The sequence below is a fragment of the Serratia proteamaculans genome (genome assembly GCF_949794035.1).
Lineage (GTDB): Bacteria > Pseudomonadota > Gammaproteobacteria > Enterobacterales > Enterobacteriaceae > Serratia > Serratia proteamaculans.
Genome location: NZ_OX461105.1, coordinates 1 through 25,814, shown reverse-complemented (window position 1 = coordinate 25,814; position 25,814 = coordinate 1). Strand labels below are relative to the sequence as shown.

At 56.1% G+C, this 25,814-nt stretch carries 22 protein-coding genes; 6 read left to right on the top strand and 16 right to left on the bottom strand.

Going from position 1 to position 25,814, the window contains the following annotated elements; all coding sequences use genetic code 11:
* Positions 1 to 152 precede the first annotated feature (152 nt).
* Both QOT07_RS00110 and QOT07_RS00105 read left to right on the top strand, forming a co-directional pair.
* On the top strand, positions 153 to 2,219 hold the full coding sequence (locus QOT07_RS00110) for an alpha-amylase (RefSeq protein WP_283602375.1): 2,067 nt from the start codon (positions 153 to 155) through the stop codon (positions 2,217 to 2,219).
* A 134-nt stretch (positions 2,220 to 2,353) separates the two neighbouring features.
* Entirely contained in the window at positions 2,354 to 3,607 is a 1,254-nt protein-coding gene (locus tag QOT07_RS00105; protein ID WP_261259993.1) for a valine--pyruvate transaminase, read from the top strand.
* Between the two features lie 54 nt (positions 3,608 to 3,661).
* On the opposite strand, the gene QOT07_RS00100 is transcribed toward QOT07_RS00105, so the two are convergent.
* The 3 genes from QOT07_RS00100 to ibpA form a co-directional block, all read right to left on the bottom strand.
* On the bottom strand, positions 3,662 to 5,320 hold the full coding sequence (locus tag QOT07_RS00100; protein WP_085115180.1) for a putative transporter: 1,659 nt from the start codon (positions 5,318 to 5,320) through the stop codon (positions 3,662 to 3,664).
* A gap of 166 nt (positions 5,321 to 5,486) precedes the next feature.
* Positions 5,487 to 5,915 carry a small heat shock chaperone IbpB gene (ibpB, locus tag QOT07_RS00095; protein ID WP_099064447.1) on the bottom strand — a complete coding sequence of 143 codons (429 nt, stop codon included), beginning with the start codon at positions 5,913 to 5,915 and terminating at the stop codon, positions 5,487 to 5,489.
* Positions 5,916 to 6,039: 124 nt separating this feature from the next.
* Positions 6,040 to 6,453 (bottom strand): small heat shock chaperone IbpA, encoded by a 414-nt coding sequence (ibpA, locus tag QOT07_RS00090; protein ID WP_099064446.1) that lies wholly within the window; start codon positions 6,451 to 6,453, stop codon positions 6,040 to 6,042.
* A gap of 303 nt (positions 6,454 to 6,756) precedes the next feature.
* Here ibpA and QOT07_RS00085 point away from each other — a divergent pair, with 303 nt between their 5' ends.
* On the top strand, positions 6,757 to 7,101 hold the full coding sequence (locus tag QOT07_RS00085; protein ID WP_099064444.1) for a YceK/YidQ family lipoprotein: 345 nt from the start codon (positions 6,757 to 6,759) through the stop codon (positions 7,099 to 7,101).
* 34 nt (positions 7,102 to 7,135) lie between these two features.
* On the opposite strand, the gene QOT07_RS00080 is transcribed toward QOT07_RS00085, so the two are convergent.
* From QOT07_RS00080 to QOT07_RS00045, 8 genes are all read right to left on the bottom strand, one after another.
* The gene (locus QOT07_RS00080; protein ID WP_099064443.1) at positions 7,136 to 8,416 is read right to left on the bottom strand and encodes a YidR family protein; all 1,281 of its coding nucleotides are present in this window, start codon (positions 8,414 to 8,416) and stop codon (positions 7,136 to 7,138) included.
* A gap of 46 nt (positions 8,417 to 8,462) precedes the next feature.
* Positions 8,463 to 9,755: an MFS transporter gene (locus QOT07_RS00075; RefSeq protein WP_283602374.1), complete on the bottom strand. Its 1,293-nt coding sequence runs from the start codon at positions 9,753 to 9,755 to the stop codon at positions 8,463 to 8,465.
* A gap of 364 nt (positions 9,756 to 10,119) precedes the next feature.
* A complete protein-coding gene (gene dgoD, locus QOT07_RS00070) occupies positions 10,120 to 11,268 on the bottom strand; it encodes a galactonate dehydratase (protein ID WP_012004518.1) in 1,149 nt (382 codons plus the stop codon).
* The gene (locus tag QOT07_RS00065) at positions 11,265 to 11,882 is read right to left on the bottom strand and encodes a 2-dehydro-3-deoxy-6-phosphogalactonate aldolase (protein WP_099064441.1); all 618 of its coding nucleotides are present in this window, start codon (positions 11,880 to 11,882) and stop codon (positions 11,265 to 11,267) included. The genes dgoD and QOT07_RS00065 overlap by 4 nt, the downstream gene beginning before the upstream one ends.
* Complete coding sequence (locus QOT07_RS00060; protein WP_283602373.1) at positions 11,866 to 12,759, bottom strand: 2-dehydro-3-deoxygalactonokinase; 894 nt, start codon at positions 12,757 to 12,759, stop codon at positions 11,866 to 11,868. The genes QOT07_RS00065 and QOT07_RS00060 overlap by 17 nt, the downstream gene beginning before the upstream one ends.
* 40 nt (positions 12,760 to 12,799) lie before the next feature.
* Positions 12,800 to 13,498: a FadR/GntR family transcriptional regulator gene (locus QOT07_RS00055; RefSeq protein ID WP_099064439.1), complete on the bottom strand. Its 699-nt coding sequence runs from the start codon at positions 13,496 to 13,498 to the stop codon at positions 12,800 to 12,802.
* Positions 13,499 to 13,741: 243 nt separating this feature from the next.
* Positions 13,742 to 14,689, bottom strand: coding sequence for a 2-hydroxyacid dehydrogenase (locus tag QOT07_RS00050; RefSeq protein WP_283602372.1), 948 nt, complete (start codon positions 14,687 to 14,689; stop codon positions 13,742 to 13,744).
* Positions 14,682 to 15,998: an MFS transporter gene (locus QOT07_RS00045; protein ID WP_283602371.1), complete on the bottom strand. Its 1,317-nt coding sequence runs from the start codon at positions 15,996 to 15,998 to the stop codon at positions 14,682 to 14,684. The genes QOT07_RS00050 and QOT07_RS00045 overlap by 8 nt, the downstream gene beginning before the upstream one ends.
* Before the next feature lie 273 nt (positions 15,999 to 16,271).
* Between QOT07_RS00045 and QOT07_RS00040 the strand changes: the two genes are divergently transcribed.
* The 3 genes from QOT07_RS00040 to QOT07_RS00030 are packed head-to-tail and all read left to right on the top strand — an operon-like array spanning position 16,272 to position 18,770.
* Positions 16,272 to 16,877: a helix-turn-helix transcriptional regulator gene (locus QOT07_RS00040; protein WP_099064436.1), complete on the top strand. Its 606-nt coding sequence runs from the start codon at positions 16,272 to 16,274 to the stop codon at positions 16,875 to 16,877.
* Complete coding sequence (locus QOT07_RS00035) at positions 16,874 to 17,842, top strand: threonine/serine dehydratase (protein ID WP_099064435.1); 969 nt, start codon at positions 16,874 to 16,876, stop codon at positions 17,840 to 17,842. The genes QOT07_RS00040 and QOT07_RS00035 overlap by 4 nt, the downstream gene beginning before the upstream one ends.
* Positions 17,829 to 18,770 (top strand): ornithine cyclodeaminase family protein, encoded by a 942-nt coding sequence (locus tag QOT07_RS00030; RefSeq protein WP_283602370.1) that lies wholly within the window; start codon positions 17,829 to 17,831, stop codon positions 18,768 to 18,770. The genes QOT07_RS00035 and QOT07_RS00030 overlap by 14 nt, the downstream gene beginning before the upstream one ends.
* Before the next feature lie 45 nt (positions 18,771 to 18,815).
* Here QOT07_RS00030 and yidA read toward each other — a convergent pair whose 3' ends face one another.
* From yidA to dnaA, 5 genes are all read right to left on the bottom strand, one after another.
* On the bottom strand, positions 18,816 to 19,631 hold the full coding sequence (gene yidA, locus QOT07_RS00025) for a sugar-phosphatase (protein ID WP_099064433.1): 816 nt from the start codon (positions 19,629 to 19,631) through the stop codon (positions 18,816 to 18,818).
* 122 nt (positions 19,632 to 19,753) lie between these two features.
* Positions 19,754 to 22,168: a DNA topoisomerase (ATP-hydrolyzing) subunit B gene (gene gyrB, locus QOT07_RS00020; RefSeq protein ID WP_099064432.1), complete on the bottom strand. Its 2,415-nt coding sequence runs from the start codon at positions 22,166 to 22,168 to the stop codon at positions 19,754 to 19,756.
* 18 nt (positions 22,169 to 22,186) lie between these two features.
* Positions 22,187 to 23,272 (bottom strand): DNA replication/repair protein RecF, encoded by a 1,086-nt coding sequence (recF, locus tag QOT07_RS00015; protein ID WP_099064431.1) that lies wholly within the window; start codon positions 23,270 to 23,272, stop codon positions 22,187 to 22,189.
* A 45-nt stretch (positions 23,273 to 23,317) separates the two neighbouring features.
* Positions 23,318 to 24,418, bottom strand: a complete 1,101-nt coding sequence (gene dnaN / locus QOT07_RS00010) for a DNA polymerase III subunit beta (RefSeq protein WP_099064430.1) — start codon at positions 24,416 to 24,418, stop codon at positions 23,318 to 23,320.
* A gap of 4 nt (positions 24,419 to 24,422) precedes the next feature.
* A partial coding sequence (dnaA, locus tag QOT07_RS00005) for a chromosomal replication initiator protein DnaA (protein ID WP_283602369.1) occupies positions 24,423 to 25,814 on the bottom strand: 1,392 nt, incomplete at its 5' end.

The following is a 25,814-nucleotide window of genomic DNA, read 5'->3' as shown; positions in this document are numbered from 1 at the left end:
GATTAAAAAACCACCGAGTGACAGCCCAGGATCTCCCCCTTCCTTCTCCTCCCCCCGAAATTCCCCGCCGGGATGAGGCTATTTTTTCATCATTAGTCACACTGGACATTACCCTACAATAAAAACGCTTCCTGCCACGCGTAAGGAGAGCCATGAAACGCCTGACCCTTCCCCTGCTGATGCTGCTGTCACCGGCGGCAATGGCGAGCTGGACGCTGCAAAGCTTCCCGGCCTTTGACGAATCCGCCAGCGGCCTGTTCACCAGCCACGCCACCTTGCCCAAGGGCGAACTGCCGCTGAAGATTTACCAGGACCAACAGTGCTGGCAGCCAACGGCCACGGCCAAACTGAATCAAACCCTGTCGCTGCAGCCCTGCGGCGATAATCCGCCGGTTAACTGGCGGCTGTTCCGCGCCGGTGAATACCAGGTGCGTATCGATACCCGCAGCGGAACGCCGACGTTGCAGCTCAGCCTGAAAACAGCGCCGGAAACCGCCACCGCTTCGGTGGCACACACCTGCCAACGCTGGGACGGCAAGCCGCTCACGCTTGACGTTTCGGGCACCTTTGCCGAAGGCGAAACGCTGCGTGATTTCTATTCTGGCCAAACGGCGAAGGTCAGCCAGGGCAAAGTCACCCTGCAACCCGCCGCAGGCAGCGGAGGATTACTGTTGCTGGAGTCGGCAAGCAGCGAGAAAGCCGCCCCGTTCAACTGGCACAACGCCACCGTCTACTTCGCCCTGACCGACCGCTTTGAGAACGGTAACCCGGCCAATGACCACAGCTACGGCCGCCGCAGTGACGGCATGCAGGAAATAGGCACCTTCCACGGCGGCGATCTGGCCGGCCTCACTCAAAAGCTCGATTACCTGCAACAGCTCGGCGTCAATGCGCTGTGGATCAGTTCACCGCTGGAGCAAATCCACGGCTGGGTCGGTGGCGGCACCAAGGGCGACTTCCCGCATTACGCCTATCACGGGTACTACGCGCTGGACTGGACCCGACTCGATGCCAACATGGGCAGCGAGCAGGATCTGCGTACACTGGTTGAGCAGGCGCACCAGCGCGGGATCCGCATTCTGTTTGACGTGGTAGTCAATCATGTCGGTTACGCCACGCTGGCGGATATGCAGACCTTCCAGTTCGGCTCGCTGTATCTGAAAGGCGCGGAGATCGAAAAAACGCTGGGTAAAAACTGGGGGGACTGGCGACCGGCCGCAGGCCAAAACTGGCATAGCTTCAATGATTACATCAACTTCAGCGATAAGGCCGGTTGGGACGCCTGGTGGGGCAAAAACTGGATCCGCACCGATATCGGCGACTACGACTCGCCGGGCTATGACGACCTCACCATGTCGCTGGCCTTCCTCCCGGACATCAAAACTGAAGCGCCCGGTGCCAGCGGTCTGCCGCTGTTTTATCGCCACAAACCCGATACTGCCGCACAGGATATTCCCGGTGCCACTACCCGCGACTACCTGACCACCTGGCTCAGTCAATGGGTTCGCGACTACGGCATTGACGGCTTCCGCGTCGATACCGCCAAGCACGTTGAGAAACCGACCCTGGCGCTGCTGAAACAGCGTGCCACGGCGGCGTTGGCCGAGTGGAAAGCCGCTCATCCGCAGCAGGCGCTGGATAACGCCCCATTCTGGATGACCGGCGAAGCCTGGGGACATGGCGTGATGAAAAGCGACTATTACCAGAGCGGTTTCGACGCGATGATCAATTTTGATTTCCAGGATCAGGCGTCGCAGGCTCTGGGCTGCTTCTCCAGCATCGATGCCACCTATCAACAGATGGCCGACAAGCTACAGGATTTCAATGTGTTGAGTTATATCTCCTCGCACGATACCCGGCTGTTCTTCGCCAGTGACGCCAAAGGGTCGCTGCCGCTGCAACAGCGCGCCGCCGATCTGCTGCTGCTGGCCCCCGGCGCGGTACAGATTTACTACGGTGATGAAAGTGGCCGTCAGCTTGGCCCGACCGGTTCGGATCCGCTGCAGGGTACCCGTTCCGACATGAACTGGAGCGAACTGCAGGGCAACAAAGCTCCCCTGCTGGCCCATTGGCAGCGTCTGGGACAATTCCGCGCCCGCCATCCGGCGATCGGTGCCGGCACCCAGCAGTCGCAGCAAACGTCGCACTATTACGCCTTCAGCCGCCGGCTCGGCGACGATAAGGTGATGGTGGTGTGGGCCGGCGATCGGTCAGATTAATTCAGCGGAATATGCTGTTAAATAACCATCGGGTGAAATTTACTCCCGGTGGTTGTTTTGTGAACCGCATTGCACCGAAAATTGTCTGGCGGTATGGTGGGGGATTACCTGCTAAAAACAATACAGCTGCACCTATGACTTTTTCACTTTTCGGCGACAAATTTACCCGTTACGCGGGCATTACCCGTTTGATGGATGACCTGAACGAAGGCCTGCGCACCCCCGGTGCCATCATGCTTGGCGGCGGTAATCCGGCGCAAATTCCAGAGATGGAAAGCTACTTCAAACAGTTGTGTCAGGAGATGCTCGACCAGGGCAAACTGACCGAGGCGCTGTGTAACTATGACGGCCCGCAGGGCAAAGACGCCCTGCTGAAAGCGCTGGCCAAATTGCTGCGCGACGAACTGGGCTGGCAGATCTCACCACAGAATATTGCACTGACAAATGGCAGTCAGAGCGCGTTTTTCTACTTGTTTAATCTGTTTGCCGGTCGCTATGCCGACGGCAGCCGCCGTCGCGTGTTGTTCCCGCTGGCACCGGAATATATTGGCTATGCCGATGCCGGGTTGGACGAAGGGCTGTTTGTCTCGGCCAAGCCCAACATCGAACTGCTGCCGGAAGGCCAGTTCAAGTATCACGTTGATTTCGAACACCTGAACATCGGCGATGATATCGGCATGATTTGCGTATCACGCCCGACTAACCCCACCGGCAACGTGATCACCGACGAAGAGCTGATGAAGCTCGATCGGTTGGCGCAACAGCGCAATATTCCGCTGGTGATCGATAACGCCTATGGCGTGCCCTTCCCCGGCATTATCTTCAGCGACGCGACGCCGCTGTGGAACCCTAACATCATTCTGTGCATGAGCCTGTCGAAACTCGGCCTGCCCGGCTCACGCTGCGGCATTGTGATCGCCGATGAGAAGACCATCAGCGCCCTGACCAACATGAACGGTATCATCAGCCTGTCACCGGGCAGCATCGGGCCGGCGATGGCCACGGAAATGATTGAACGCGGTGACCTGCTGCGGTTGTCAAACGAGGTGATCCGCCCGTTTTACCAACAGCGTGTCGAGCACACTATCGAGATTATTCGCCGTTACCTGTCGCCGGAGCGCTGCCTGATCCATAAACCGGAAGGGGCGATTTTCCTCTGGCTGTGGTTCAAGGATCTGCCGATCACCACCGAACTGCTGTATCAGCGCCTGAAAAAACGCGGCGTGCTGATGGTACCGGGTCACTACTTCTTCCCGGGGCTGGAACACGAATGGCCGCATACCCATCAGTGCATGCGGATGAACTACGTGCCGGATCCGGAGAAGATTGAGCGTGGCGTGGCAATCCTGGCGGAAGAGATCGAACGCGCGCACCAGGAAGCGGGTTGATAGGTAAAAGGGGGCGCACGAGTGGCGCCCCGTCGTTTTACATGGCCCAGTTTTTTACATTGCCCAGAAAAGTACCGCCAGCAACTGCGGCGACATGATGCGCAGGAACATCGCCAACGGATAAACCGTGGCATAGGACAGCGCGGCAGCGCCGCTGGTCGGGTGCAGACCGTTAGCGAAGGCCAGTGCCGGTGGATCGGTCATCGACCCTGCCAGCATGCCGGACAGCGTCAGGTAGTTCATCTTGCCCACCATCCGCGCCAGTACGCCCACGCTGAGCAACGGGATAGCGGTAATCAGCGCACCATAGCCAATCCAGGCCAACCCTTCACCGTTAATCAGCGTATCCACAAAGTTGCCCCCCGACTTCAGGCCCACCACCGCCAGAAACAGCACGATCCCCAATTCACGCAATGCCAGATTGGCACTGGGTGGCATAAACCAGTACAGCTTGCCGATGCTGCCGATACGCCCGAGGATCAGCGCCGCCACCAGCGGGCCACCGGCCAGCCCCAGACGCAAGGCCGCCGGGAAACCCGGAATAAACAGCGGTACCGACCCCAGCAGCACGCCCAGACCGATACCGATAAACACCGGCAGCATTTGCACCTGTTGCAGCTTCTGTTGGGCGTTGCCGACAATCGCTGCCACCGCCTCGATCGATTCAGGTCGGCCCACCAGATTGAGAATGTCACCAAATTGCAGCGTCACATTGCTGCCGGCCACCAGCTCGACACCGGAACGGTTGAGGCGCGAGATCACCACGTCGTATTTTTGCTTCAGGTTCAGATCGCGGATTTTACTGCCCAACACCTTCTCATTGGTCACCACCGCCCTCACCACCTGCAGCTCTGTACCGCGCGTTGACAGCGAAACGTCGACCTCCTCGCCAATCACCAGCCGGGCATTTTCCAGGCTTTCGCGCTTACCCACCAGATGCAGATAGTCGCCCAGTTCCAGCTTCTCGAGCGGGGCCGGCACCATCAGCAAATCGCCGCGTTTCAGCCGCGAACAGATGATGTCCTCACCGTTCAGCAACGGCACATTTTTGATCGCCATTCCCTGCAGATTGGGGTTGCACACTGCCACGTTCATGGTGTGCAGCAGTTCGCGCTGGTTGCCCAGGCTGCTTTCAAACGCCTGCGCCTCCCGCTCGATATTAATGCGGAAAAACAGGCGTATCAGCCACATCACCAGCAGAATGCCACAGATGCCAAACGGATAAGCCATGGCGTAGCCCATGCCCATGCGATCGACCAGGGCCGGGTCAGACCCCAAATCGGTAAGAATTTGCTGCCCGGCGCCAAGCGCGGGGGTATTGGTGACCGCCCCGGAGAACACACCCAGGATGATCGGTAGCGGCACGGCAAACAGCTTATGAACCACTGCAGCAACGACCCCGCCAACCAACACCAGTAAAATGGCGAAACCGTTGAGCCTTAGTCCGGAGACCCGCAAGGAAGAGAAGAAACCCGGGCCGACCTGAATACCAATGGTGTACACGAACAGGATCAGGCCGAACTCCTGGATGAAGTGCAACATGTCGCCGTTAAGATTGAGCTGCCAACTCTGGGCGAAATGCCCAACGATAATGCCACCGAACAGCACCCCACCGATGCCCAGTCCCACCCCATAGATCTTCCAGTTACCCATCCACAGCCCGAGAACGGCCACCAACGCCAACATGCTGACGGTCAGGGCGATTTCGCTCATAGGTCACATCCTTGCCAGAAGTTTAACAACCGGTTTGCGGTTAAAGACGCACAATTAACAGGGATTTTGGCATAAGCGGGAAAGGGTGACTGTGGCTTGCGCCACAGAAAGCAAAGGGGGAAGCCCGTTAGGACTTCCCCTGAAAATTTAACTGTTTCTCAGTCGATTATTTGGCTTCCAGCCCTGGCGTGGTGCCGATGGCAATCCGCTGTGGCTGCAGGGCTTCCGGTACCTGACGTACCAGATCAATATGCAGCAGGCCGTTTTCAAACTGGGCCTCGGACACCTGCAGATGTTCAGCCAGCGTGAAGGTCAGTGTGAACTCTTTGCACACCAGCCCCTGGTGCAGATATTCCACCTGCTTTTCCGTTGGCGTCGGCTTGCCGCGCACGGTCAGGCGCGGACCTTCAACTTCAATATCCAGCTCGCTTTGCTTGAACCCGGCCAGCGCCAGAGAAATGCGGTAGTGGTTATCGTCGCTTTTCTCGATGTTGTAAGGCGGGAACCCTTGCGGCTCCTGGCCGCCCATTGAACTGGCCAGCTTGTCAAAACCGATCCACTGACGCAGCAGCGGGGATAAGTCATAATTACGCATAGTGTAAACTCCTTCTATGAAGCGAGATTTTACCCGTAGGGTAAATTAAGCTGTGCCCCCTGACGGCAGGCAAGTTAACCAACATTCATTGCACCGGCGGTTCGTTCCGCCGATGAAATAGGCATTATTTAATTTCGATCCGGCGCGGTTTTAATGTTTCCGGCACGATACGTTCCATATCGATATACAACAAACCGTTTTCCAATTTGGCGCCTTTAATTTGGATATGCTCGGCCAACTGGAATTTACGTTCAAAGTTGCGCTCGGCAATACCTTGATATAAGTAGGTTCTTTCCGCCGGTTCGTTATTATGGGCACCCCGTACTATCAGCAGGTTATCCTGAGCGGTAATTTCCAGCTCTTGCTCGGCGAAACCGGCCACCGCGATGGTGATGCGGTAATGATTTTCATCCACCAGCTCAACATTATAAGGGGGATAACCGCCATTCCCCTGACTCTGGCCCGCCTCCAACGCATTAAATAAACGGTCAAAGCCAATCGCGGAACGGTAGAGCGGAGAGAGATCAAAATTACGCATAAAACAGCCTCCTAAGGCACTTCAGCGAGGTTTAATAATTAAGCCTTCCCGTTGGGACAGGCTAAATAATCAGAATTCCCTTACGGCGAATTCTTAATTTACTTCTGATAAGAAAATGGGGGTTGCTTTCACCATTTCAAGCGCGGACGATCAAAAAAATGATAATCAGTGCGGCGAAAGTTTTTTTATCCCTTACAATAAACTGAGACGGCCGCCACAGAGCGGGCTCTTGCTCCTTTTAAAACATCCACAAGATGTTATAGATCAGCAGATTTTGGGGAACAGCACCCTGCAGGATGGAAAATGAAAACGATAAGAGTGATTGCAACCAGTTGCATGCTGTTAGCGACTAACGGCTGCTCCAGCGTGATGAGTCACACCGGCCCGAATCAGGGCTACTATCCCGGCACTCGTGCCAGCATGGACGTTCTGAAGGACGACAATACCAGTTGGGCGATGATGCCACTGGTGGCGTTGGACCTGCCTTTCTCGGCGGTGATGGACACCGTATTGCTGCCTTACGACTACCTGCGCTCCGGCAGTGACGGCACCGCAGACTCACCGAAAGCACGCATCTTGCGCGGTGAAGAGCAGAACCTGGCCGCCAGCGGCGACCCTGCTCATGCCGCCGCGGCCACGCCGCAGTAAAATAGATTGATGCGGGCCATGTACCCGCATTAGCTCACACCTCGGCCACAAAAATCTGGCTGAATCCGTCGATTTCACGCATAAACGCCACTTTGCTGCCGTCCGGCGAGAACACGATCGCATCCCCCGATGGCGGCAGTGCAGTACGTTGCGTCAAACGCTGCATCCGCCCGCTGGCCACCTCACACAACATCAGGCTGTTATCACACACCAGTGCAATCCGGCCCCCCTGCGGATGCCAACTGAATGCCGACTGGATCCCTTGCTCACCGCGGGTGACCTGGTGCGGTTCACCGCCGTTGGGTGAAAGCGTCCACAGTTGCACCACTCCCGAGTCATCCTTCATCAGGCAGGCGATCATACTGCCGTCGGGTGAACTGCGCAGCCAGTGACGGGGAGTGGTCACCACGCCGGGATAACGCCGCCGGCCGGTAAAGGTCAGCCTCCGTTGACGTACCCCCAACGGAGGCGCAGGTAAATGGGTGGCGGTGCCTTGCAACGGACGGGCACCGGCTTTGGCGTAATCGGCGTCATCCTGCGGCAAATCAGCAATGAAAACCTCGGGTAACGTTTCACCGCTGCTGGAAATCGTATCGCCGATAAACGCCAGCGCCCAGCGCTGCTGCCGTCCGTCTGGTCGAATATAGCCGTGTTGGCCGACCCAGCCCTCTTCGTAGGCTCGATTAATTTGGTCACTGCCCGGTTGCGGTTGCGGCGTAGTCTCGCTGACCAGCACGCAGTAATGGCTGCCATCATACTCACGCGGATGCTGCTTGGGGGGATTCACACCCTGTAACGGTACGGCCACCCCAACGTTTCGCAGATCCTGCGCCGGGTCCAGCTCATGCATCACGTGGTCATTGTAGGTAAAGCTCAGGCGACTGCCGTCCGGACTAAACACGTGAACGTGAGTGCCGCCGCGCAGGGCGCCTGGGGTATAAGGTGCGGTGATATCCATCGCATCGAGGGTAATGGCCAGTTCGCGATCCGGTTCGCTGACGATCACCCCGCGACGATGGTGAAAATCGTAATGCCAAACGCTATCAGGATGCTCCGGGCCGTGAATAAAGGCATAGCGCGCCGGTGCATCGGGGCTGACGGTCACCACGCCCACGTGGGCACCGTGCTGAGCGCGATACACCACTTCCACTATCCCGCTGTCAACGTTCACCCGTTCGATGCTCAGGCCGGTGAAAGAAGCGCCGCTCGGCCGTACGTCATAGGCCAGCCACTGGCTGTCCGGCGTCCAGACGTTAATATTGGTTAACTGATGTCCACGTGGATCAAAAGTCAGCTGTTTTTCCCGATGGCTCATGGCGGCTCCCCTGCTCATGCTGGCACTGAGCCGCCATCTTACCGGATCAGCCGACGCGTTTCACATCACCCACCAACAGCAGATATGACAACGCGCCGAGCAACGCCACTACGGCGATGTAAATCAGCGACGGTGCAAAACCGTAATCTTGCGCCAGATAACCCACCACCAGCGGAACCGTGATCCCCCCCAGCCCGCCGACAAAGTTAAACACCCCACCGGTCAAACCGATCAACCGGGTCGGTGCCAGCGATGACACCAGCGACCAGGTGATGGAGGCAAAACCGTTGCCAAAGAACGCCAGAGCCATCAGCACCATAATCCACAGCGGATCGTTGGTGTAATTGGCTCCCATAATGCAGGTGGATAACAACAATCCGCAGATGATCGGCGTTTTACGTGCAAACCCTATCGAACGACCGCTGCGCAGCAAGCGATCGGCGACAAAACCGGATAACAAGACACCGCAGAACGCCGCCAGGAAGGGTACCGTGGTCATAAAACCGGCGGTCAGCGCCGCAATGTGTTTTTCCTGCGTCAGATAGTTCGGGAACCAGGTGAGAAAGAACCACAGCGTCGAAGTAATGGCGAACTGGCCCAGATACACCCCGACCAGCTTGCGGTGAAACACCAGCGTCCAGTCAGCCGCGGTGAGCGGGACACGATTTTTCTTTTCCGACGCGACGTCGCCGTCCACCATGCCGCCACCGGCCTGGATATATTTCAGCTCGGCGTCATTCACCCCTTTGCTGTTGCGCGGCGACTGGTACACACGCTGCCACACCAGCGCCCAAACAATGCCAACCGCGCCGGTAATGATGAACACCCAGTGCCAGCTCAACAACTCCTGCACCCAGATCAACAGCGGTGTCAGAAAGGCCAGCCCGACAAACTGGCCGGAGGTATAGAACCCCACTGCCGAAGCGCGCTCCTGCTCGGGGAACCAACTGGTGACGATGCGATTGTTGGTGGGGAATGCCGGCGCTTCAAACAGCCCGGTCACTGCACGCAGGCCAATCAGCGATACCAGGCCACTGGCGAATCCCTGTAGCAAGGTGGCGATCGACCAGCCCATGATGGCAATAAAATAGGTCAGCTTTGAGCCAACGCGATCCAGGAACCAACCCCCCGGGATCTGACACAGGGTATAGGTCCAGGCAAAAGCCGAGAAGATATAACCCATCTGCGCCTTGCTGATACCAAACTCTTGTTGAATATGCGCCGAAGCCACCGCCAGATTGGCGCGGTCAACATAGCAAATCACCACGGTGACAAATATCATTAATAACGTTAGATAGCGGCGTTTACTTCTTGGTGTTGAGGTCAATGTTGTATCCATTATCTTTATTCCGTTATTTTGCGGATTTTAATAATAGCGGTGCGATATTGTAGGGTAGCGCCGCCGAGTCGAGTTACTGATAATGATTTAACTATTTTTCAAATGACGTGGAGCAACCATGCGGTCTGACAAAACACCAACCGCGACATCCGCCATGAGAAATCGGAGCGGTTAATATAATGGGGAATAATAAAGTTAATTTCCCGGTCGCTTATTTAATAACTAACTGGCAAGCACAGTCAGTTATTCATCTGGCCCACTTCCAATCTCTATTTTCAGCCAAGTACCTCGCCTGACGGCGACGTCAAGCGAGACACAGTGAGGTGCCTGTTAAAGATGAATTTAATTATTATTTAATACGCGATTACCACTCAGCCACTGCACCGTCTGGGTAACGCCACACCGGATTACGCCAATCCGTCGCTTGTTTACTGCGCTCGATCACCAGCTCTTCGTTGATCTCTACCCCAAGCCCCGGTTTGGTCAGCGGGTAGAAATGGCCGTCGGTCATTTTGAAATCGTCTTTATTCACCACATAGTCCAGCAGTTCGGCCCCCTGATTGTAGTGAATGCCCATACTCTGCTCCTGGAACACCGCATTACGCGCCACAAAATCCACATGCAGACAGGCAGCCAGCGCAATCGGCCCCAGTGGGCAATGCGGTGCCAGTGCTACATCGTAAGTCTCCGCCATCGCGGCAATCTTAAAGCATTCGGTGATACCACCGGCGTGAGACAAGTCCGGCTGAATAATCGCCAGGCCACCGTCCGCCAGCACCCGTTTGAAATCAAAGCGTGAATACATGCGCTCACCGGCGGCAATCGGGATATGCGTTTGCGCTGCCAGACGTGGATAGTACTCTGCCTGCTCCGCCAGTACCGGCTCCTCAATAAACAACGGACGGTAGGGTTCCAGTTCTTTGATCAGGATTTTCGCCATCGGCGCATCGACGCGGCCATGGAAATCCAGACCAAACTCGATGCGGTTGCCAAAGGCTTCGCGGATCTGCGCCACCACCGCCACCGCTGCATCCACCTTACGCGCACTGTCGATGATGCCCATCTCTTCACAGCCGTTGAGTTTAAAGGTGTCGAAGCCGATTTCCGTCAGCTTGTTGATGCCGGCGATCACGTCAGAAGGACGATCTCCGCCCACCCAGCTATAAGCCTTGATTTTGTCGCGTACCAGGCCGCCCAGCAGCTGATAAACCGGTACACCCAGCGCCTTGCCTTTGATATCCCACAAAGCCTGATCAATGCCGGCGATCGCGCTCATCAGGATTGGGCCTCCGCGATAGAAACCGCCACGGTAGAGCGTCTGCCAGATATCGTTAATGCGTGCGGGATCCTGGCCAACCACATATTCTGACAGCTCGTGCACCGCCGCCTCCACGCTGCGCGCCCGTCCTTCAATCACCGGCTCGCCCCAGCCGACGATACCTTCATCGGTTTCAATTTTCAGGAACATCCAGCGCGGCGGTAGCCGGTAGGTGGTCATTTTGGTTATTTTCATTGGGTGGCTTCCTTATAGGCTAAAACGAAAGCGGCAGCCTGCTGAGCGGTGCGCTCCACCGATTGGCCAGCGCGATAGAGATCGCCTCCCAACCCCGCCCCCACACAGCCTGCGGCCAGATACAAAGGCAAGTTTTCCGGTGTGATCCCGCCGACGGCAAAAACGGGGATCTGCGGCGGCAATACCGCTTTCAGCGCCTTGATGTAATCTGGGCCGAAAGAAACCGACGGGAAAATTTTCAGCGCCTGAGCACCGGCCTCCAGGGCGTTGAATGCTTCTGAAGCGGTAGCGCAACCGGCGCAAACCGTCATGCCCAGTTCCACTGCCCGACGGATCACCGCCGGCTGAGTATTGGGCGTTACTACCAGCTTTCCGCCCACCGCCGCCAGTTCATCCACCTGCATCGGTTGCAGCACGGTGCCTGCGCCAATCAGGGCCCGGTCGCCGAATTTTTTCACCGTATCGCCGATACTTTGTTGCCAGCCCGGCGAGTTCATCGGAATTTCGATCGCATCGAACCCCGCGTCCAGCAACGTTTGTACATGCTCACCCGCTTCCTGTGGCGTAATACCGCGCAGAATGGCAATCAGCGGCAGTTCAGTGTTCCAGCTCATGCACAATGCTCCTTATTCCCGATTGGAAAGCCCGATCGCCGTCCAGTAGCTGGTAGCGTATTCCGGCCAGATTCAATGCCTGGGCATAGCGCCCGCCCAACTGCGGATTCCCGATCACCGTTAACGAGGCACTCGACGGCAGCGGGTATTCACGCTGCATCTGCGCGACTTCGTTGCCAATCAGCAACCCGGAAAGCCAGTCACTGACCGAACTTTTCTCCAGTTTGCCGAGCACGTGAGCAGCGCGGGTTTCAAATAAACGGCGCACGATGTGGCTTTCATTCATGCCGGTTTCCAGCCCGCGCGAAAATGCCTGCGGTGACGGTTGCTGCTCGTTCAGCCCCACGCCGATCAACGAATGGCGGAGCAACAGATGATGCAGTTCGCCGGTCATCACCGTGCGGAAATCTGCCAGAATGTCCCCCTCCATTCGCACCCATTTACTGTGAGTGCCGGGCATGACATACAGCGCCGACGGCTGTTCCGCATAGGCACCTATCAACTGGGTTTCTTCACCGCGCATAACGTTGCAATTGTCTTCACGTTCGACACAGATACCCGGAATAATCCAGGCCCGGTAAGGTAAAGCCTGCTCTACCGCCGTTAACTGGTGGGCAACCTCGGTCAGGCGGGTTGGACAAGGCAGATAGGGAACCTGCTGCCAGCCGGCATTGCTACCGATCATTCCCGCCATCACCACCGGCAACGGTGCCTCCCAGCGCGCCATCAGCTCGCTGAAAACCTGCTGCGGCGTGCGATCGCCAAGGCGGGTAACACCGGCCTCTGACTGCAGGCTGTCGACACAGACGCCCTGTTCGTAACGCCAGGCGCGCAGGTTGGTGGAACCCCAGTCAATCGCGATAAAGCTGTCACTCATCAAATAGCCCTCTGAAGACCTCGCCCAGTACAGGGAGCAGTCAAGTAATGTCCTTTAAGCGTTTGGTCGAGCTGGCGATCATCGCCATTGCCGCCTGCTCTGCGGCATCCGCATCCTGATGACGGATCGCGTCATACAATTCCTGATGTTCACGCAGGGTACGCGGCATATTGTCCTCATCCGACATGTAGGTACGCTCAAACACCGCGCGTTGCAGAGAACTGATCGCCACGCTGAGCTGTTGCAGTACCGGGTTATGCACCGCCGCCAGCACCGCTTCGTGGTAGCGAATGTCGGCTTCATTGAAGCGTTCACGCTCCTGATGGTGGGCTATCATGTCGTTCAGCGCCGCCTCTATCACCGCCAGTTCGCTGGAAGTCGCCCGCTCTGCCGCCCAGCGGGCGATGGTAGGCTCCACCAGGTTGCGAACCTCACTCATCGATGCGATCAGACGTGGGTCGTAATCCTGTGCCAGCACCCAGTTAAGGACGTCGGTATCCAGGTAATTCCACTGGTTACGCAGCGTCACAAATGCGCCGCGATAGCGCTTCACTTCCACCAGTCGCTTGGCCATCAGCGCACGCAAGACTTCGCGGATGATATTGCGCGAAGTTTCAAATTCTTCGCACAGCTCAGCCTCTGACGGTAACGCTGCGCCCGGGACATACTTGCCGCCGACGATCTGCTGGCCCATCTCGATGATGATGCGGTCGGTTTTACCGATCTGCTGCTTGTTCATGGTTTCTCCGTGGCATTCGCCATCCTGTGATAACGGATTTACTTTACCCGCGTCTCCCACTGGCGTCCTGCGGTTGCAGCACAATCTTTATGACTTACCTAAGTAACCTTACCCACATTGTAGTACCAACAAATAAAGTTGTACTACAATCGAGATCACAAAACAGACAATTCATGTGAAGGGGGCCAATAACCTACAGCGATCGTTGAGTGATCATCAGGCAGGAATAAAGAAAGGGTGATGCTAAGCATTGGGGCTTTCCACAACCGGCGTTGGCAAGGGGCGACCGGCAAAATGGGCCGCTATGTTGTCGAACACCAGATCGACCATCAGCCGTCGCGTGCAGTGGGTCGCACTGGCCATATGTGGCGTCAGTACCACATTATCCCGCCCCATCAACGCGGCAGGCACCTGCGGCTCACATTCAAAGACATCCAGACCGGCACCGGCGATGGTTCCCCGATCAATCGCCATCACCAATGCCGCTTCATCCACCACCGAACCACGCGCAATATTGATTAAAATGCCGTCGCAACCCAGCGCTGCCAGGACCCTGGCATCCACCAGCGCACGCGTCTGGGCCCCGCCGTTAGTGCAAACCAACAGAAAATCGCAATGATCTGCCAATGCCAGCGGAGTCGCAAAAAAACGCCCGGTGAAATCGGCAGCTTGTTGGCGGGAATGATAACTGACGGCCATATTGAAGGCCGCCGCCCGCTGAGCGATAGCCCGCCCGATCCGCCCCAGACCAAGAATGCCCAGGCGTGCGCCGCTGACCTTGCGCGTCCATGGATAGCTGCCTTGCAGCCAACCTCCACGCTCGATAAAACGTTGTGCGCCGCCAATCTGTCGGGCCGTCGCCAGCAGCAGTCCAATCGCCAGATCGGCAACGTCATCGGTCAGCACCCCGGGCGTATGGGTTACCCGAACCCCCTTCGCCCTTGCAGCCAGCACATCCACCCGCTCATAACCCACACCAAATACCGCGATCAGTTTTAACTGCGGCAAGGCGGTAATTTGCGCCGCACTGACCGCCGTTTCTCCATCAACCAGCAGTACGGTGAATTCGTCGGCCTGTGATGCCAATGCCAAGGGCGCCAGCTCGCGCATATCCACCAACGGAAAATGTTGACGCAGCCGTGCCACCAGCCTTTGCGGCAAGGGTGAGGCCTGCAAAATGCTCTCAGCCATTATTGTTCTCCCGCAAAGCCGCCACGCCAGCGCCAGCCAACACAGGTTTGCCGAGCCGCAGGCCTATAATGCCTCCGGCCACTAACGCCGCAGCAATGGCCATCAACGCGATATCATAGCTGCCGGTAACATCTTTAATTCGCCCCATGACCGGCGGAAACACCAGGCCGGCAATATTGGCAACGGCGTTAATCAAGGCAATTGACGCCGCCCCCGCCACACCGGCGATCGATTCGGTAGTTACCGCCCAGAAAATAGGGGTGATCGCCCAGTTCAACGCGACAGTAAGCACCAGCATGCCGTAGGCCAACACCAGATTTTGGCAATAAATCGCTGCCAGCAGCAGCAGACCGGCGGCAATCAGCGGCCCGCCCAAATGCAGCGAACGCTCACCGGTCAAATCTGAGTGTCGGCCATTGAAATACATGAAAATGCAGGCAAAGAAAAACGGGATGGCGGAAAGGACACTGACGACAAAGGAACTTTGCTGCGTGACGACCCCTTTGACGATCAAAGGCAAAAATAGCGTGATACCTATGGTGCCGAACGCCTGTAACAACCACATAAAGCTCAGCGCCCAAACCCGCCGGTTGGTCAGTGCCTGGCTCCAGCGATGTGATTGTCCACCCGCAGTCTCCGCCATTTCGCCGGCCATTTTTTTGACCAGCCATTGGCGTTGCGAAGGTGCCAGCCATTTTGCTTGTTGTGGCGCGTCATCGAGATAAAAATAGGTCAGGATACCCAATAACACCGCCGGGATACCTTCCAGCAAAAACAGCCAGCGCCATCCGGCTATTTCAAATAAGCCGTGCATATTCAGGATACTGCCGGAAAGCGGCAGGCCAATAACCGAAGCCAAGGCTGCGCCGATGTAAAACATCGACATGGCACGCGCACGGTCGCTGCGCGGATACCAGCAGGAAAGATAATAAATAATTCCTGGGGTAAACCCGGCCTCTGCCACGCCAAGTAAAAAACGCATCACATAGAGCTGCGTTGGCGTTTGTACCAGGCTCATACCGGCAGCGATAATGCCCCAGGTGACCATGATGCGCGCAATCCATATCTTGGCACCAATACGGCTCAATAATATGTTGCTGGGGACTTCAAAAATAATGTAGGAAACATAGAAAATCCCTGCAGCAATACCATACATTTCGGCGCTGAGCGCCAAATCGGCATTCATCTGCAACGCAGCAATGGAAATATTAGATCTGTCTATATATGCAATAAGATAAAGCAGCATAATAAATGGAATAATACGTCGGTTCATCTTTTTGATTGTCGTGGAATAAGTACTGGCATCCATAATCTATCCCCCAGAGCAATACGTTCTTTTTGCGCGATCTGTTTCTGATAAACCACGCATCCAATGGTGTTTCCATCTCGTCAGCCGAACAAACCTGCCAATGAAGATTAAAACCCGGTTGATTACTTAATAGGCTGCCGCGCATTGTAAGCACGAAAACCAATCTTGTAATACAAGATTGATCACAAAAAAACACCGAATCGGGAAGCTTAGTGATTTACAAAATAGAAAATAAATTCTAAATTGGATTTTTAAATCTAAAAAAAGATCACCATGCTGAACCGCTACCACGCCATCGCCGATGCCATTACGTTGTTGTTTGCCCCTTACGCCGAAGTGGCACTTCACGATCTTGCCAGCCAGAAGCTGGTTTACATCAGCAATAACCGATCGCAGCGTGAGCTGGGCGAAGACTCCAACCTGAGCGAACTACAGGACGATCGTGGTTTGCAGGTGATCGGTCCCTATCTGAAACGCAATTGGGACGGCAGCCAACTGCGTTCTATCAGCGCGGTATTGCGCGATGATAATGGCGACCCTATTGGTCTGATGTGCATCAATCTTGATATCACCGTGCTGGAAAGCGCCAAAGCCGCGCTGGAAGTCTTTCTTGGCGGCAATGCCCTGCAACCGCAGCCGGACGTGCTGTTCCAGGACGACTGGCAGGAGCGCATCAACACCTTTATTCACCAATGGTTGCAACAACGCCAGCAAACGCTCAGCTCGCTTAACGGCGCTGGCCGGCGGGCAATGGTGGAGGCGCTGTATCACCAGGGGGCCTTCAAAGGAAAAAATGCCGCCGGCTACGTCGCCAAAATCCTCGGCATCGGCCGCGCTACCGTCTACAACTATCTGAAAAATATCAAGGAGTCTGTATGAGTCAGCTATTTGACGCGATTGTTACCGCCCATCAGCAATTGCGCCCGCAGGTTCGCGTGACCCCGCTGGAACGCAGCGTGCTGCTGTCACAGCAGTTGGGCTGCGAGCTGTATCTGAAATGCGACCATCTGCAACATACCGGCTCTTTCAAGTTTCGCGGCGCCAGCAACAAACTGCGGCTGCTGAGTGAGTCACAGCGCAGCCGCGGAGTGATCGCTGCCTCGACCGGCAATCACGGCCAGGCCGTCGCGCTGGCAGGAAAATTGATGGGCGTCAGCGTGACGGTGTATGCCCCGGAGACAGCGGCAGCGATCAAACTCGAGACCATCCGTGCGCTGGGTGGCAAGGTCGAGCTGGTACCGGGCGACGCGCTGAATGCCGAACAGGCGGGAGAAAAGGCCGCCGCTGAACAGGGCAAGGTCTATATTTCCCCCTATAACGACCCACAGGTGATTGCCGGCCAGGGTACCTGCGGCATGGAGTTGGTGGAGCAACAAGCGGATTTGGATGCGGTATTCGTCGCCGTGGGCGGCGGGGGTTATATCTCAGGAATTGGCACCGTTTTGCAGCAATTGTCGCCGAAAACCCAGCTTATTGCCTGCTGGCCGGAAAATGCCACCAGCATGTATAGCGCACTGCAGGCCGGTCATATTTACCCGGTAGAAGAGCAGGACACCCTGTCCGATGGTACCGCGGGCGGTGTCGAACCAGGTGCCATCACCTTCCCGCTGTGCCAGCAGGTGATCGATCGCAAAATATTGGTCAGTGAAGCGGAAATCAAACAGGCCATGCGTCAGATAGCCGCCAGCGATCGCTGGATCATCGAAGGTGCCGCCGGGGTGGCCTTGGCCGCCGCCATCAAACTGGCAGCGGAATTCCAGGGAAAAAAAGTGGCGGTGGTGCTGTGCGGGAAAAACATCGTGCTGGAGAAATACCTCAAGGCCATCGCCGATGAAAATCATTAACAAACGGCAGATCCTTGACGTTTTCAATGCAGATGCCGTCACTTTGTTGCTCAAACAGGGTTTTATTGCCTATTCACAGCAACAGGTGCAACAGCCGCCGGTACAGCATTTTCTGTTTGAACAGGCGGCTGGTGACAGCTGCATTAAATCGGCCTGGCTGGAAGGCGACGAGCAATTTGTCGTCAAGGTCTCTTCCGGCTTTTACCGTAATCCGGCGCAAGGGCTGGCCAGTAATCAGGGGCTAATGATGGCCTTCTCGGCGCAAACCGGTGAGCCGCAGGCACTGTTGCTGGACGAAGGTTGGCTAACCGCATTACGCACCGCGCTGGCCGGGCGAATTGCCGCCGAACTCTGCGCTCCGGCGAAGATCCCGGCGATTGGCATCGTCGGTTGCGGCATGCAGGCCCGGTTGCAGTTGCAACAGTTAAAACCCCAGACCGCCTGCCGCGAGGTTTGGGTATGGGGTCGCAACGAAGTCGCTTTGCAAGCCTACCGGCGCGATGCCGAAGCCGAAGGTTTCCGGGTGCAGATCACCCAGGATGCGGCGGAACTGGCGGCGCACTGCCGCTTGATTGTCACCACCACTCCGAGTCGCGAACCCATTCTGCGGGCGGCGGATATCCAGCCCGGCACCCATATCACCGCGGTCGGCGCGGACAGTCACGGCAAGCAAGAGCTGGCAGCCGATCTGGTGGCCAGGGCGGATGTGCTGTTGGTGGATTCTTTGGCACAATGTACCGAGTTTGGTGAGATCGCTACTGCTTACCGGCAGGGTTTGCTTAAATCGACGCCGATCGTCGAACTAGGTACCGCATTGGCTCAGGGGATAAAACTGCGCAGCGATCCTCAGCAAATCACCCTGGCCGATCTGACCGGGCTGGCGATTCAGGACGTGCAGATTGTGAAGGGCATTTTAGCGCGGTTATAGCCTGCTTACAGGGGCGCGGCTGCGCCCCTTGGAGGCAAAACACTATCAGGCATTCAGCACAAATTTCTCGATGGCACGTGCTACACCATCTTCAGTATTGGTGGTAGTGACGTACTGCGCTACCGCTTTCAGCTCCGGGATAGCATTGCCCATTGCCACGCCCAACCCGGCGTACTCGATCATCGCCGTGTCGTTGGCTTGATCGCCCAACGTCATCACATTTTCACGCGCAATACCGAGATGATCGGCCAGCATTTTCACCCCAGCCCCCTTATCCACTTTCTGGTGCAAGATTTCCAGGTAATAAGGCGCGCTTTTCAGGATGGTGTAACGTTCCCGCGTTTCTGCCGGGATGCGAGCGATAGCGCGATCCAACAGCTCCGGTTCGTCGATCATCATCACTTTCGGGAAACGAATCGAAGGATCCATCTCTTCCACGCTGCGGTATTTCAGCGGAATACCGGTCATCTCAGACTCATGTACGGTGTATTTGCCGATATCCTTGTTCGGGGTATACAGGGTATCGAAATCAAACGCCTGGAAATGGACGCCAAACTCGCGAGCCATCTTCTCGAAGTGCAGGTAATCCTCAAAACCCAGCGTTTCCTGCAGGATGCAGGCGCCGTCTGCCGCCTGTAAAACCAGTGCGCCGTTATAGGTAATACAGAAATCACCGGGGCCCTGAATATCCAACTGACGCAGATAATCCTGCACACCGACGTAAGGCCGCCCGGTGGCCAGCACCACATGCACCCCTTTGCGGCGTGCCTCGGCGATCGCCTGCTTTACCGCCGGCGTAATCTGGTGCTGCGGGTTGAGCAGCGTGCCGTCCATATCAATCGCAATCAATTCAATAGCCATTAGAGCCTCTCCCAGTGGTTTTCCCCATGCTAACGCGTTTCAGCCCGTAATGTCAGCGCCAAAAACGGCGTAAAAAAATCCGCGCGGGTTGCCCGGCGCGGATTTTCACAGCCATCAATGCGTTAGATATCGATGTTTGCCGCTTTCAGGGCATTTTCTTCGATAAAGGCACGACGAGGTTCAACCGCATCACCCATCAGGGTGGTGAACAGTTGGTCAGCAGCAATGGCGTCCTTCACCGTCACGCGCAGCATGCGGCGGCTTTCCGGATCCATGGTGGTTTCCCACAGCTGCTCTGGGTTCATTTCGCCCAGACCTTTATAACGCTGTACTGCCAGACCACGGCGTGACTCTTTCACCAGCCACTCCAACGCCTGCTCGAAGCTTTCAATCGGCTGACGACGCTCACCACGTTCGATGTAGGCATCTTCTTCGATCAGGCCGCGCAGTTTCTCACCCAGCACGCAGATTTTGCGGTATTCACCGCCGTGGATGAATTCGAAGTCCAGTGCGTAGTCGGTGTCCACACCGTGGGTACGAATGCGCAGGATCGGCTCAAACATCTGGCGCTCACGGTTCTCAAAGATCACCGAGTCATAGCTGCTGCCGTGCTGTTCTTTATCGTTCAGCAATTTCACCAGCGAATCAATCCAGGTCTTAACCTTGGCTTGATCGCTCAAATCGCCTTCCAACAACGTCGGCTGGTAGATCAGGTTGTTCAGCAGTGCACGCGGGTAGCGGCGCTCCATGCGACCGATCAGCTTCTGCACGCTGTAGTGCTCGGCAACCAGTTTCTCCAATGGCTCACCGGCAAGCGCAGGGGCGCTGGCGTTGGTGTGCAGGGTGGCACCGTCCATCGCGATGGCGATTTGGTACTGATCCATCGCCTCGTCATCTTTGATGTACTGCTCTTGCTTGCCTTTTTTCACCTTGTACAGCGGCGGCTGGGCAATGAACACGTGACCGCGCTCAATGATTTCCGGCATCTGACGGTAGAAGAAGGTCAACAGTAGCGTACGGATGTGCGAGCCATCGACGTCGGCATCGGTCATGATAATGATGCTGTGATAACGCAGCTTGTCCGGGTTGTACTCATCGCGGCCAATGCCGCAACCCAGCGCGGTGATCAGCGTCGCGACTTCCTGCGAAGACAGCATCTTGTCGAAGCGCGCCTTCTCAACGTTGAGGATTTTACCTTTCAACGGCAGGATCGCCTGGTTCTTACGGTTACGCCCCTGCTTGGCAGAGCCGCCCGCTGAGTCCCCTTCCACCAGGTACAGTTCAGACAGTGCCGGGTCACGTTCCTGGCAATCCGCCAGTTTGCCCGGCAGGCCGGCCAGATCCAATGCGCCTTTACGACGGGTCATTTCACGCGCTTTACGCGCTGCTTCACGAGCACGTGCCGCATCGATGATTTTGCCGACGACGATTTTCGCATCGCTCGGGTTTTCCATCAGATAATCGACCAGCTTCTCGTTCATCAGCGTTTCAACCGCCGTTTTCACCTCAGAAGAAACCAGCTTGTCTTTGGTCTGAGAAGAGAACTTCGGATCCGGCACTTTCACCGAAACCACAGCAATCAGGCCTTCACGCGCATCGTCACCGGTGGCGCTGATTTTGGCTTTTTTGCTGTAGCCTTCTTTATCCATGTAGCTGTTCAGGGTACGGGTCATCGCGGTACGGAAACCGACCAGGTGGGTACCCCCATCACGCTGTGGGATGTTGTTGGTGAAGCAGTAGATATTTTCCTGGAAACCGTCGTTCCACTGCAGCGCCACTTCCACACCGATGTCATCTTTCATGGTCGAGAAATAAAACACGTTTGGATGGATCGGGGTTTTGTTTTTGTTCAGGTACTCAACAAACGCCTTGATACCGCCTTCATAGTGGAAGTGGTCTTCTTTGTCCGTGCGTTTGTCTTTCAGGCGGATAGACACGCCAGAGTTCAGGAATGAGAGTTCGCGCAGGCGCTTGGCCAGAATATCGTACTCAAATTCGACATTATTGGTGAAGGTTTCATAGCTCGGCCAGAAACGCACCGTGGTGCCGGTCTGATCGGTTTCACCGACCACTTTCAGCGGCGCCTGTGGTTCGCCCATGGCGTAGGTTTGCTCGTGCACCTTGCCTTCGCGACGGATCACCAGTTCCAGTTTTTCAGACAGGGCGTTAACAACCGAAACACCCACGCCGTGCAGACCGCCAGAAACCTTGTAGGAGTTGTCATCAAATTTGCCGCCGGCATGCAGCACGGTCATGATCACCTGTGCCGCAGAAACCCCTTCCTCTTCGTGAATACCGGTCGGGATACCACGGCCGTCATCCTGTACCGAAACGGAGTTATCGGCATGGATGGTCACCTGGATGTCACTACAGTGGCCAGCGAGTGCTTCGTCGATAGCGTTGTCCACAACCTCGAATACCATGTGGTGCAGACCGGTGCCATCATCGGTGTCGCCGATATACATGCCCGGGCGCTTACGCACCGCGTCCAGCCCTTTTAATACCTTGATACTTGAGGAGTCATAAGAATTCGACATCAACGTTTCTCGCTCATTTTAGTCCTGTGGTTGAACCTCTATTTTACCTTGTTCCACGCGGAACATCTTGCCCTTTTCACCGGCCATATCGGTCACTTGTTCAGCGCTCACGGCACTGACAAAGACCTGGGCCTGGGTGGCTTTCAGGCGATCGGCCAGTAACCGGCGACGGCCGGTGTCCAGCTCGGAGGCAAAATCATCAATCAGATACAGGCAACGCCGCCCGCTCTGCCGGGTGAGAAACTCACCCTGCGCTAAGCGCAACGCGCACATCAGCAGTTTAAGCTGACCGCGCGATAACAAATCCTCTACCGGCGTGCCGTCGGCACGGATGCGGAAGTCCGCCTTATGCGGCCCCACCGCGGTATAGGTTAACGCCCTGTCACGCTCAAACTGGCGCTCCAGCAGCTCTCCGTAGTCGCTCTCTTTGTCCCAGCCACGCTGGAAAGAGAAACTCAGGGCAAATTCGGGCAAAAACTGCGCGCATGTCGCGGTAATATCCGCGGCAATCGCGTCGCTGTAAGCTGCCCGCCACTCGCTGATACGCTCGGCCAAGGGGATCAGTTCCTGATCCCAGGCGCGGATCTGCGCATAGCGACTGACCTGGCGCAGCGCGGCATTGCGCTGCTTCAGTAACCGTTTCAGGTTGCTCCAGGCGGTGAAAAAACCGGGTTCGTTATGAAAACAGCCCCAGTCCAGGAAGGCGCGCCGGAATTTCGGCCCACCGTTTAGCAGGGTAAAACCTTCGGGGGTAATCAGTTGCATCGGCAATAGCTGCGCCAGTTCAGCCACTTTGTGGCCGTCGCTGCCATCGATGCGTACCTTGCTGTCCCCTTGACGGCTCTTGCTTAATCCTACGGATATTTCACGTTCTGCACCGTCAATACGGCCGTGCAAAATAAACTCCGGCTGGTCGTGGCGGATCACCCGACCGGCCTGCAGGCTGCGAAAAGCCCGCCCGTGCCCGAGGGTGTAAACCGCCTCAAGCACGCTGGTTTTTCCGCTGCCATTGGGCCCCACCAGGAAGTTGAATCCCGGTGCCAGCGCCAAATCTGCATCTTCTATATTGCGAAAATCTTTAATCAGTAAACGCGTCAGAGCCATGCAATCTCTTTACCGATGACGGTGCTGTAATTCAAGGTAATGAGACTACAACCGCATCGGCATGACGACATAAGCCGCTGCCTGGCTGGCACCGTCTTCGATCTGCACGCTGGAAACCGAGTCGGTCAGCAGCAGGCGCACATCTTCACACTTGAGCGCGTTCAATACATCCAGCACGTAACTGACGTTAAAACCAATCTCCATCTCGGTGCCGTCGTAGCTGACATCGAGGATCTCTTCCGCTTCTTCCTGTTCAGGGTTGTTGGCGGTGATCTTGAGCTGGTTTTGGCTGACATACAGCCGCACGCCACGGAACTTTTCGTTCGACAAAATGGCCGCGCGAGCAAATGCCTGCTTGAGCAGATCGCAACCGGCTTCCAACGTTTTGTCCGGATTTTTCGGCAATACGCGACGATAATCAGGGAAACGACCGTCAACCAGCTTGGAAGTGAAGATAAAGTCACCGACGTGGGCGCGGATGTTGTTACTGCCGATCTGCAGTTGCAGCAGCGTATCGCCGCCGTCCAGCAGACGCACCAGTTCCATCACCCCTTTACGCGGCACGATCACCGAATGCGACGGCAATTGCTGACCTATCGGCATCGAACACACCGCCAGACGGTGACCATCGGTCGCCACGGTACGCAACTCTTCACCTTCGGTTTCAAACAGCATGCCGTTTAAGTAGTAACGCACATCCTGGTGAGCCATCGAGAACTGCGTGGCTTCGATCAGGCGCTTCAACGTCGCCTGCGGCAAAGAAAATTCAACCTCACTCTGCCAGTCGTCCAGGTTCGGGAAATCTACCGCGGGCAACGTAGAGAGAGAGAAGCGACTGCGGCCGGAACGCACCAGCATACGCTCGCCTTCCAACGTTACAGTGATCTCGGCCCCTTCAGGCAAGCCACGGCAGATATCAAAGAGTTTACGCGCGGGGACGGTAGTCGCGCCCGCTTCATGGGGTTGGGACAGGGCAACGCGCGCCACCATCTCCATCTCCAGATCGGTACCGGTCAACAGCAGGGAGCCTTCCGTCACCTGCAGCAGCAGGTTACCCAGAATTGGCAGTGTTGGGCGGCCGCCCAGCGGGCTGCTCACCTGTTGCAGCGGTTTTAGCAGATGCTCACGTTCAACGATAAATTTCATAGCGCTAGGAAGATAATGTTCTGATTAAATTGGAGAAATCTTCTTTGATGTCGTGACTTTCTTCACGTAACTGCTCAATCTTCCGGCAGGCGTGCAACACCGTGGTATGGTCGCGGCCACCAAACGCATCGCCGATTTCTGGCAGGCTGTGGTTGGTGAGTTCTTTTGCCAGCGCCATCGCCATTTGGCGCGGACGAGCAACGGAACGCGAACGCCGCTTGGACAACAAATCAGCGATTTTAATTTTATAGTATTCCGCCACCGTCTTTTGAATATTATCGATGGTGACCAGCTTTTCCTGCAGCGCCAGTAGATCACGCAGCGCTTCACGCACGAAATCAATGGTAATGGCACGGCCGGTAAAGTTTGCGTTGGCGATCACGCGGTTCAGCGCCCCTTCGAGCTCACGCACGTTGGAACGCAGGCGCTTGGCGATAAAGAACGCCACTTCGCCCGGCAGACGGATATTGTTCTCGTCGGCCTTTTTCATCAGGATCGCTACGCGCGTTTCCAGCTCCGGCGGTTCGATCGCTACCGTCAGCCCCCAACCGAAGCGGGATTTCAGACGATCTTCCACCCCGTTTATCTCTTTCGGATAACGGTCGGAGGTCAGGATAATCTGCTGATTGCCTTCCAACAGGGCGTTAAAGGTATGGAAGAACTCTTCCTGCGAACGCTCTTTATTGGCAAAAAATTGTATGTCATCGATCAGCAGCGCATCGACCGAACGGTAGTAACGCTTAAATTCTTCAATGGCATTGTTCTGCAGGGCTTTGACCATGTCCTGCACAAAGCGTTCCGAGTGCATATAGACCACTTTGGCGTTGGCCTTGCGTGCCATGATGCCGTTGCCCACCGCATGTAACAGGTGAGTTTTACCCAAACCGGTGCCGCCATAAAGGAACAACGGGTTATAGGCTCCGCCCGGGTTATCCGCCACCTGGCGGGCCGCCGCGCGCGCCAATTGGTTGGATTTACCCTCTACAAAGTTATCAAAGGTATGCTTTGGGTTAACGTTGGAGCGGTAAGAAAGTTCAGGCTGCGGTGCCGCGTTGTCCCAGCTTGGGCGCGAAGGTGCCGCGACGCGTACTATTGGCGCGCTGGGTGCACTGACGCTGGCAGTAACGGTCTGGCTGATGATTTGGGAGAGCGGTTTGCTACCCACTTCAAAACGCAGTAATGGGGCATCCGTACCGCAGAAATCATTCAACAGGCCATTGATATTGTTTAAGTATTTATCGCGAACCCAATCCAGCACAAAACGATTGGGCGCATAAAGCGCCAGGGTATTGTCACTCAGTTCCGCCTGCAATGGGCGTATCCACATACTAAATTCTGTGGCAGGTAACTCATCCTGCAATCGGGCAAGACACTGCTGCCAAAGCGAAAGTGACAC

Excerpts from the sequence above, each read along its gene's own strand:
- QOT07_RS00085 (WP_099064444.1), top strand. The coding sequence starts at position 6,757 with ATGAAAACGATAAGAGTGATTGCAACCAGTTGCATGCTGTTAGCGACT.
- QOT07_RS00055 (WP_099064439.1), bottom strand. The coding sequence starts at position 13,498 with ATGAACAAGCAGCAGATCGGTAAAACCGACCGCATCATCATCGAGATG.
- QOT07_RS00110 (WP_283602375.1), top strand. The coding sequence starts at position 153 with ATGAAACGCCTGACCCTTCCCCTGCTGATGCTGCTGTCACCGGCGGCA.
- QOT07_RS00040 (WP_099064436.1), top strand. The coding sequence starts at position 16,272 with ATGCTGAACCGCTACCACGCCATCGCCGATGCCATTACGTTGTTGTTT.
- dgoD (WP_012004518.1), bottom strand. The coding sequence starts at position 11,268 with ATGAAAATAACCAAAATGACCACCTACCGGCTACCGCCGCGCTGGATG.
- QOT07_RS00045 (WP_283602371.1), bottom strand. The coding sequence starts at position 15,998 with ATGGATGCCAGTACTTATTCCACGACAATCAAAAAGATGAACCGACGT.
- yidA (WP_099064433.1), bottom strand. The coding sequence starts at position 19,631 with ATGGCTATTGAATTGATTGCGATTGATATGGACGGCACGCTGCTCAAC.
- QOT07_RS00080 (WP_099064443.1), bottom strand. The coding sequence starts at position 8,416 with ATGAGCCATCGGGAAAAACAGCTGACTTTTGATCCACGTGGACATCAG.
- dnaN (WP_099064430.1), bottom strand. The coding sequence starts at position 24,418 with ATGAAATTTATCGTTGAACGTGAGCATCTGCTAAAACCGCTGCAACAG.
- QOT07_RS00035 (WP_099064435.1), top strand. The coding sequence starts at position 16,874 with ATGAGTCAGCTATTTGACGCGATTGTTACCGCCCATCAGCAATTGCGC.
- ibpA (WP_099064446.1), bottom strand. The coding sequence starts at position 6,453 with ATGCGTAATTTTGATCTCTCTCCGCTCTACCGTTCCGCGATTGGCTTT.
- QOT07_RS00100 (WP_085115180.1), bottom strand. The coding sequence starts at position 5,320 with ATGAGCGAAATCGCCCTGACCGTCAGCATGTTGGCGTTGGTGGCCGTT.
- QOT07_RS00065 (WP_099064441.1), bottom strand. The coding sequence starts at position 11,882 with ATGAGCTGGAACACTGAACTGCCGCTGATTGCCATTCTGCGCGGTATT.
- ibpB (WP_099064447.1), bottom strand. The coding sequence starts at position 5,915 with ATGCGTAATTATGACTTATCCCCGCTGCTGCGTCAGTGGATCGGTTTT.
- QOT07_RS00075 (WP_283602374.1), bottom strand. The coding sequence starts at position 9,755 with ATGGATACAACATTGACCTCAACACCAAGAAGTAAACGCCGCTATCTA.
- recF (WP_099064431.1), bottom strand. The coding sequence starts at position 23,272 with ATGGCTCTGACGCGTTTACTGATTAAAGATTTTCGCAATATAGAAGAT.
- QOT07_RS00060 (WP_283602373.1), bottom strand. The coding sequence starts at position 12,759 with ATGAGTGACAGCTTTATCGCGATTGACTGGGGTTCCACCAACCTGCGC.
- QOT07_RS00030 (WP_283602370.1), top strand. The coding sequence starts at position 17,829 with ATGAAAATCATTAACAAACGGCAGATCCTTGACGTTTTCAATGCAGAT.
- QOT07_RS00050 (WP_283602372.1), bottom strand. The coding sequence starts at position 14,689 with ATGGCTGAGAGCATTTTGCAGGCCTCACCCTTGCCGCAAAGGCTGGTG.
- gyrB (WP_099064432.1), bottom strand. The coding sequence starts at position 22,168 with ATGTCGAATTCTTATGACTCCTCAAGTATCAAGGTATTAAAAGGGCTG.
- QOT07_RS00105 (WP_261259993.1), top strand. The coding sequence starts at position 2,354 with ATGACTTTTTCACTTTTCGGCGACAAATTTACCCGTTACGCGGGCATT.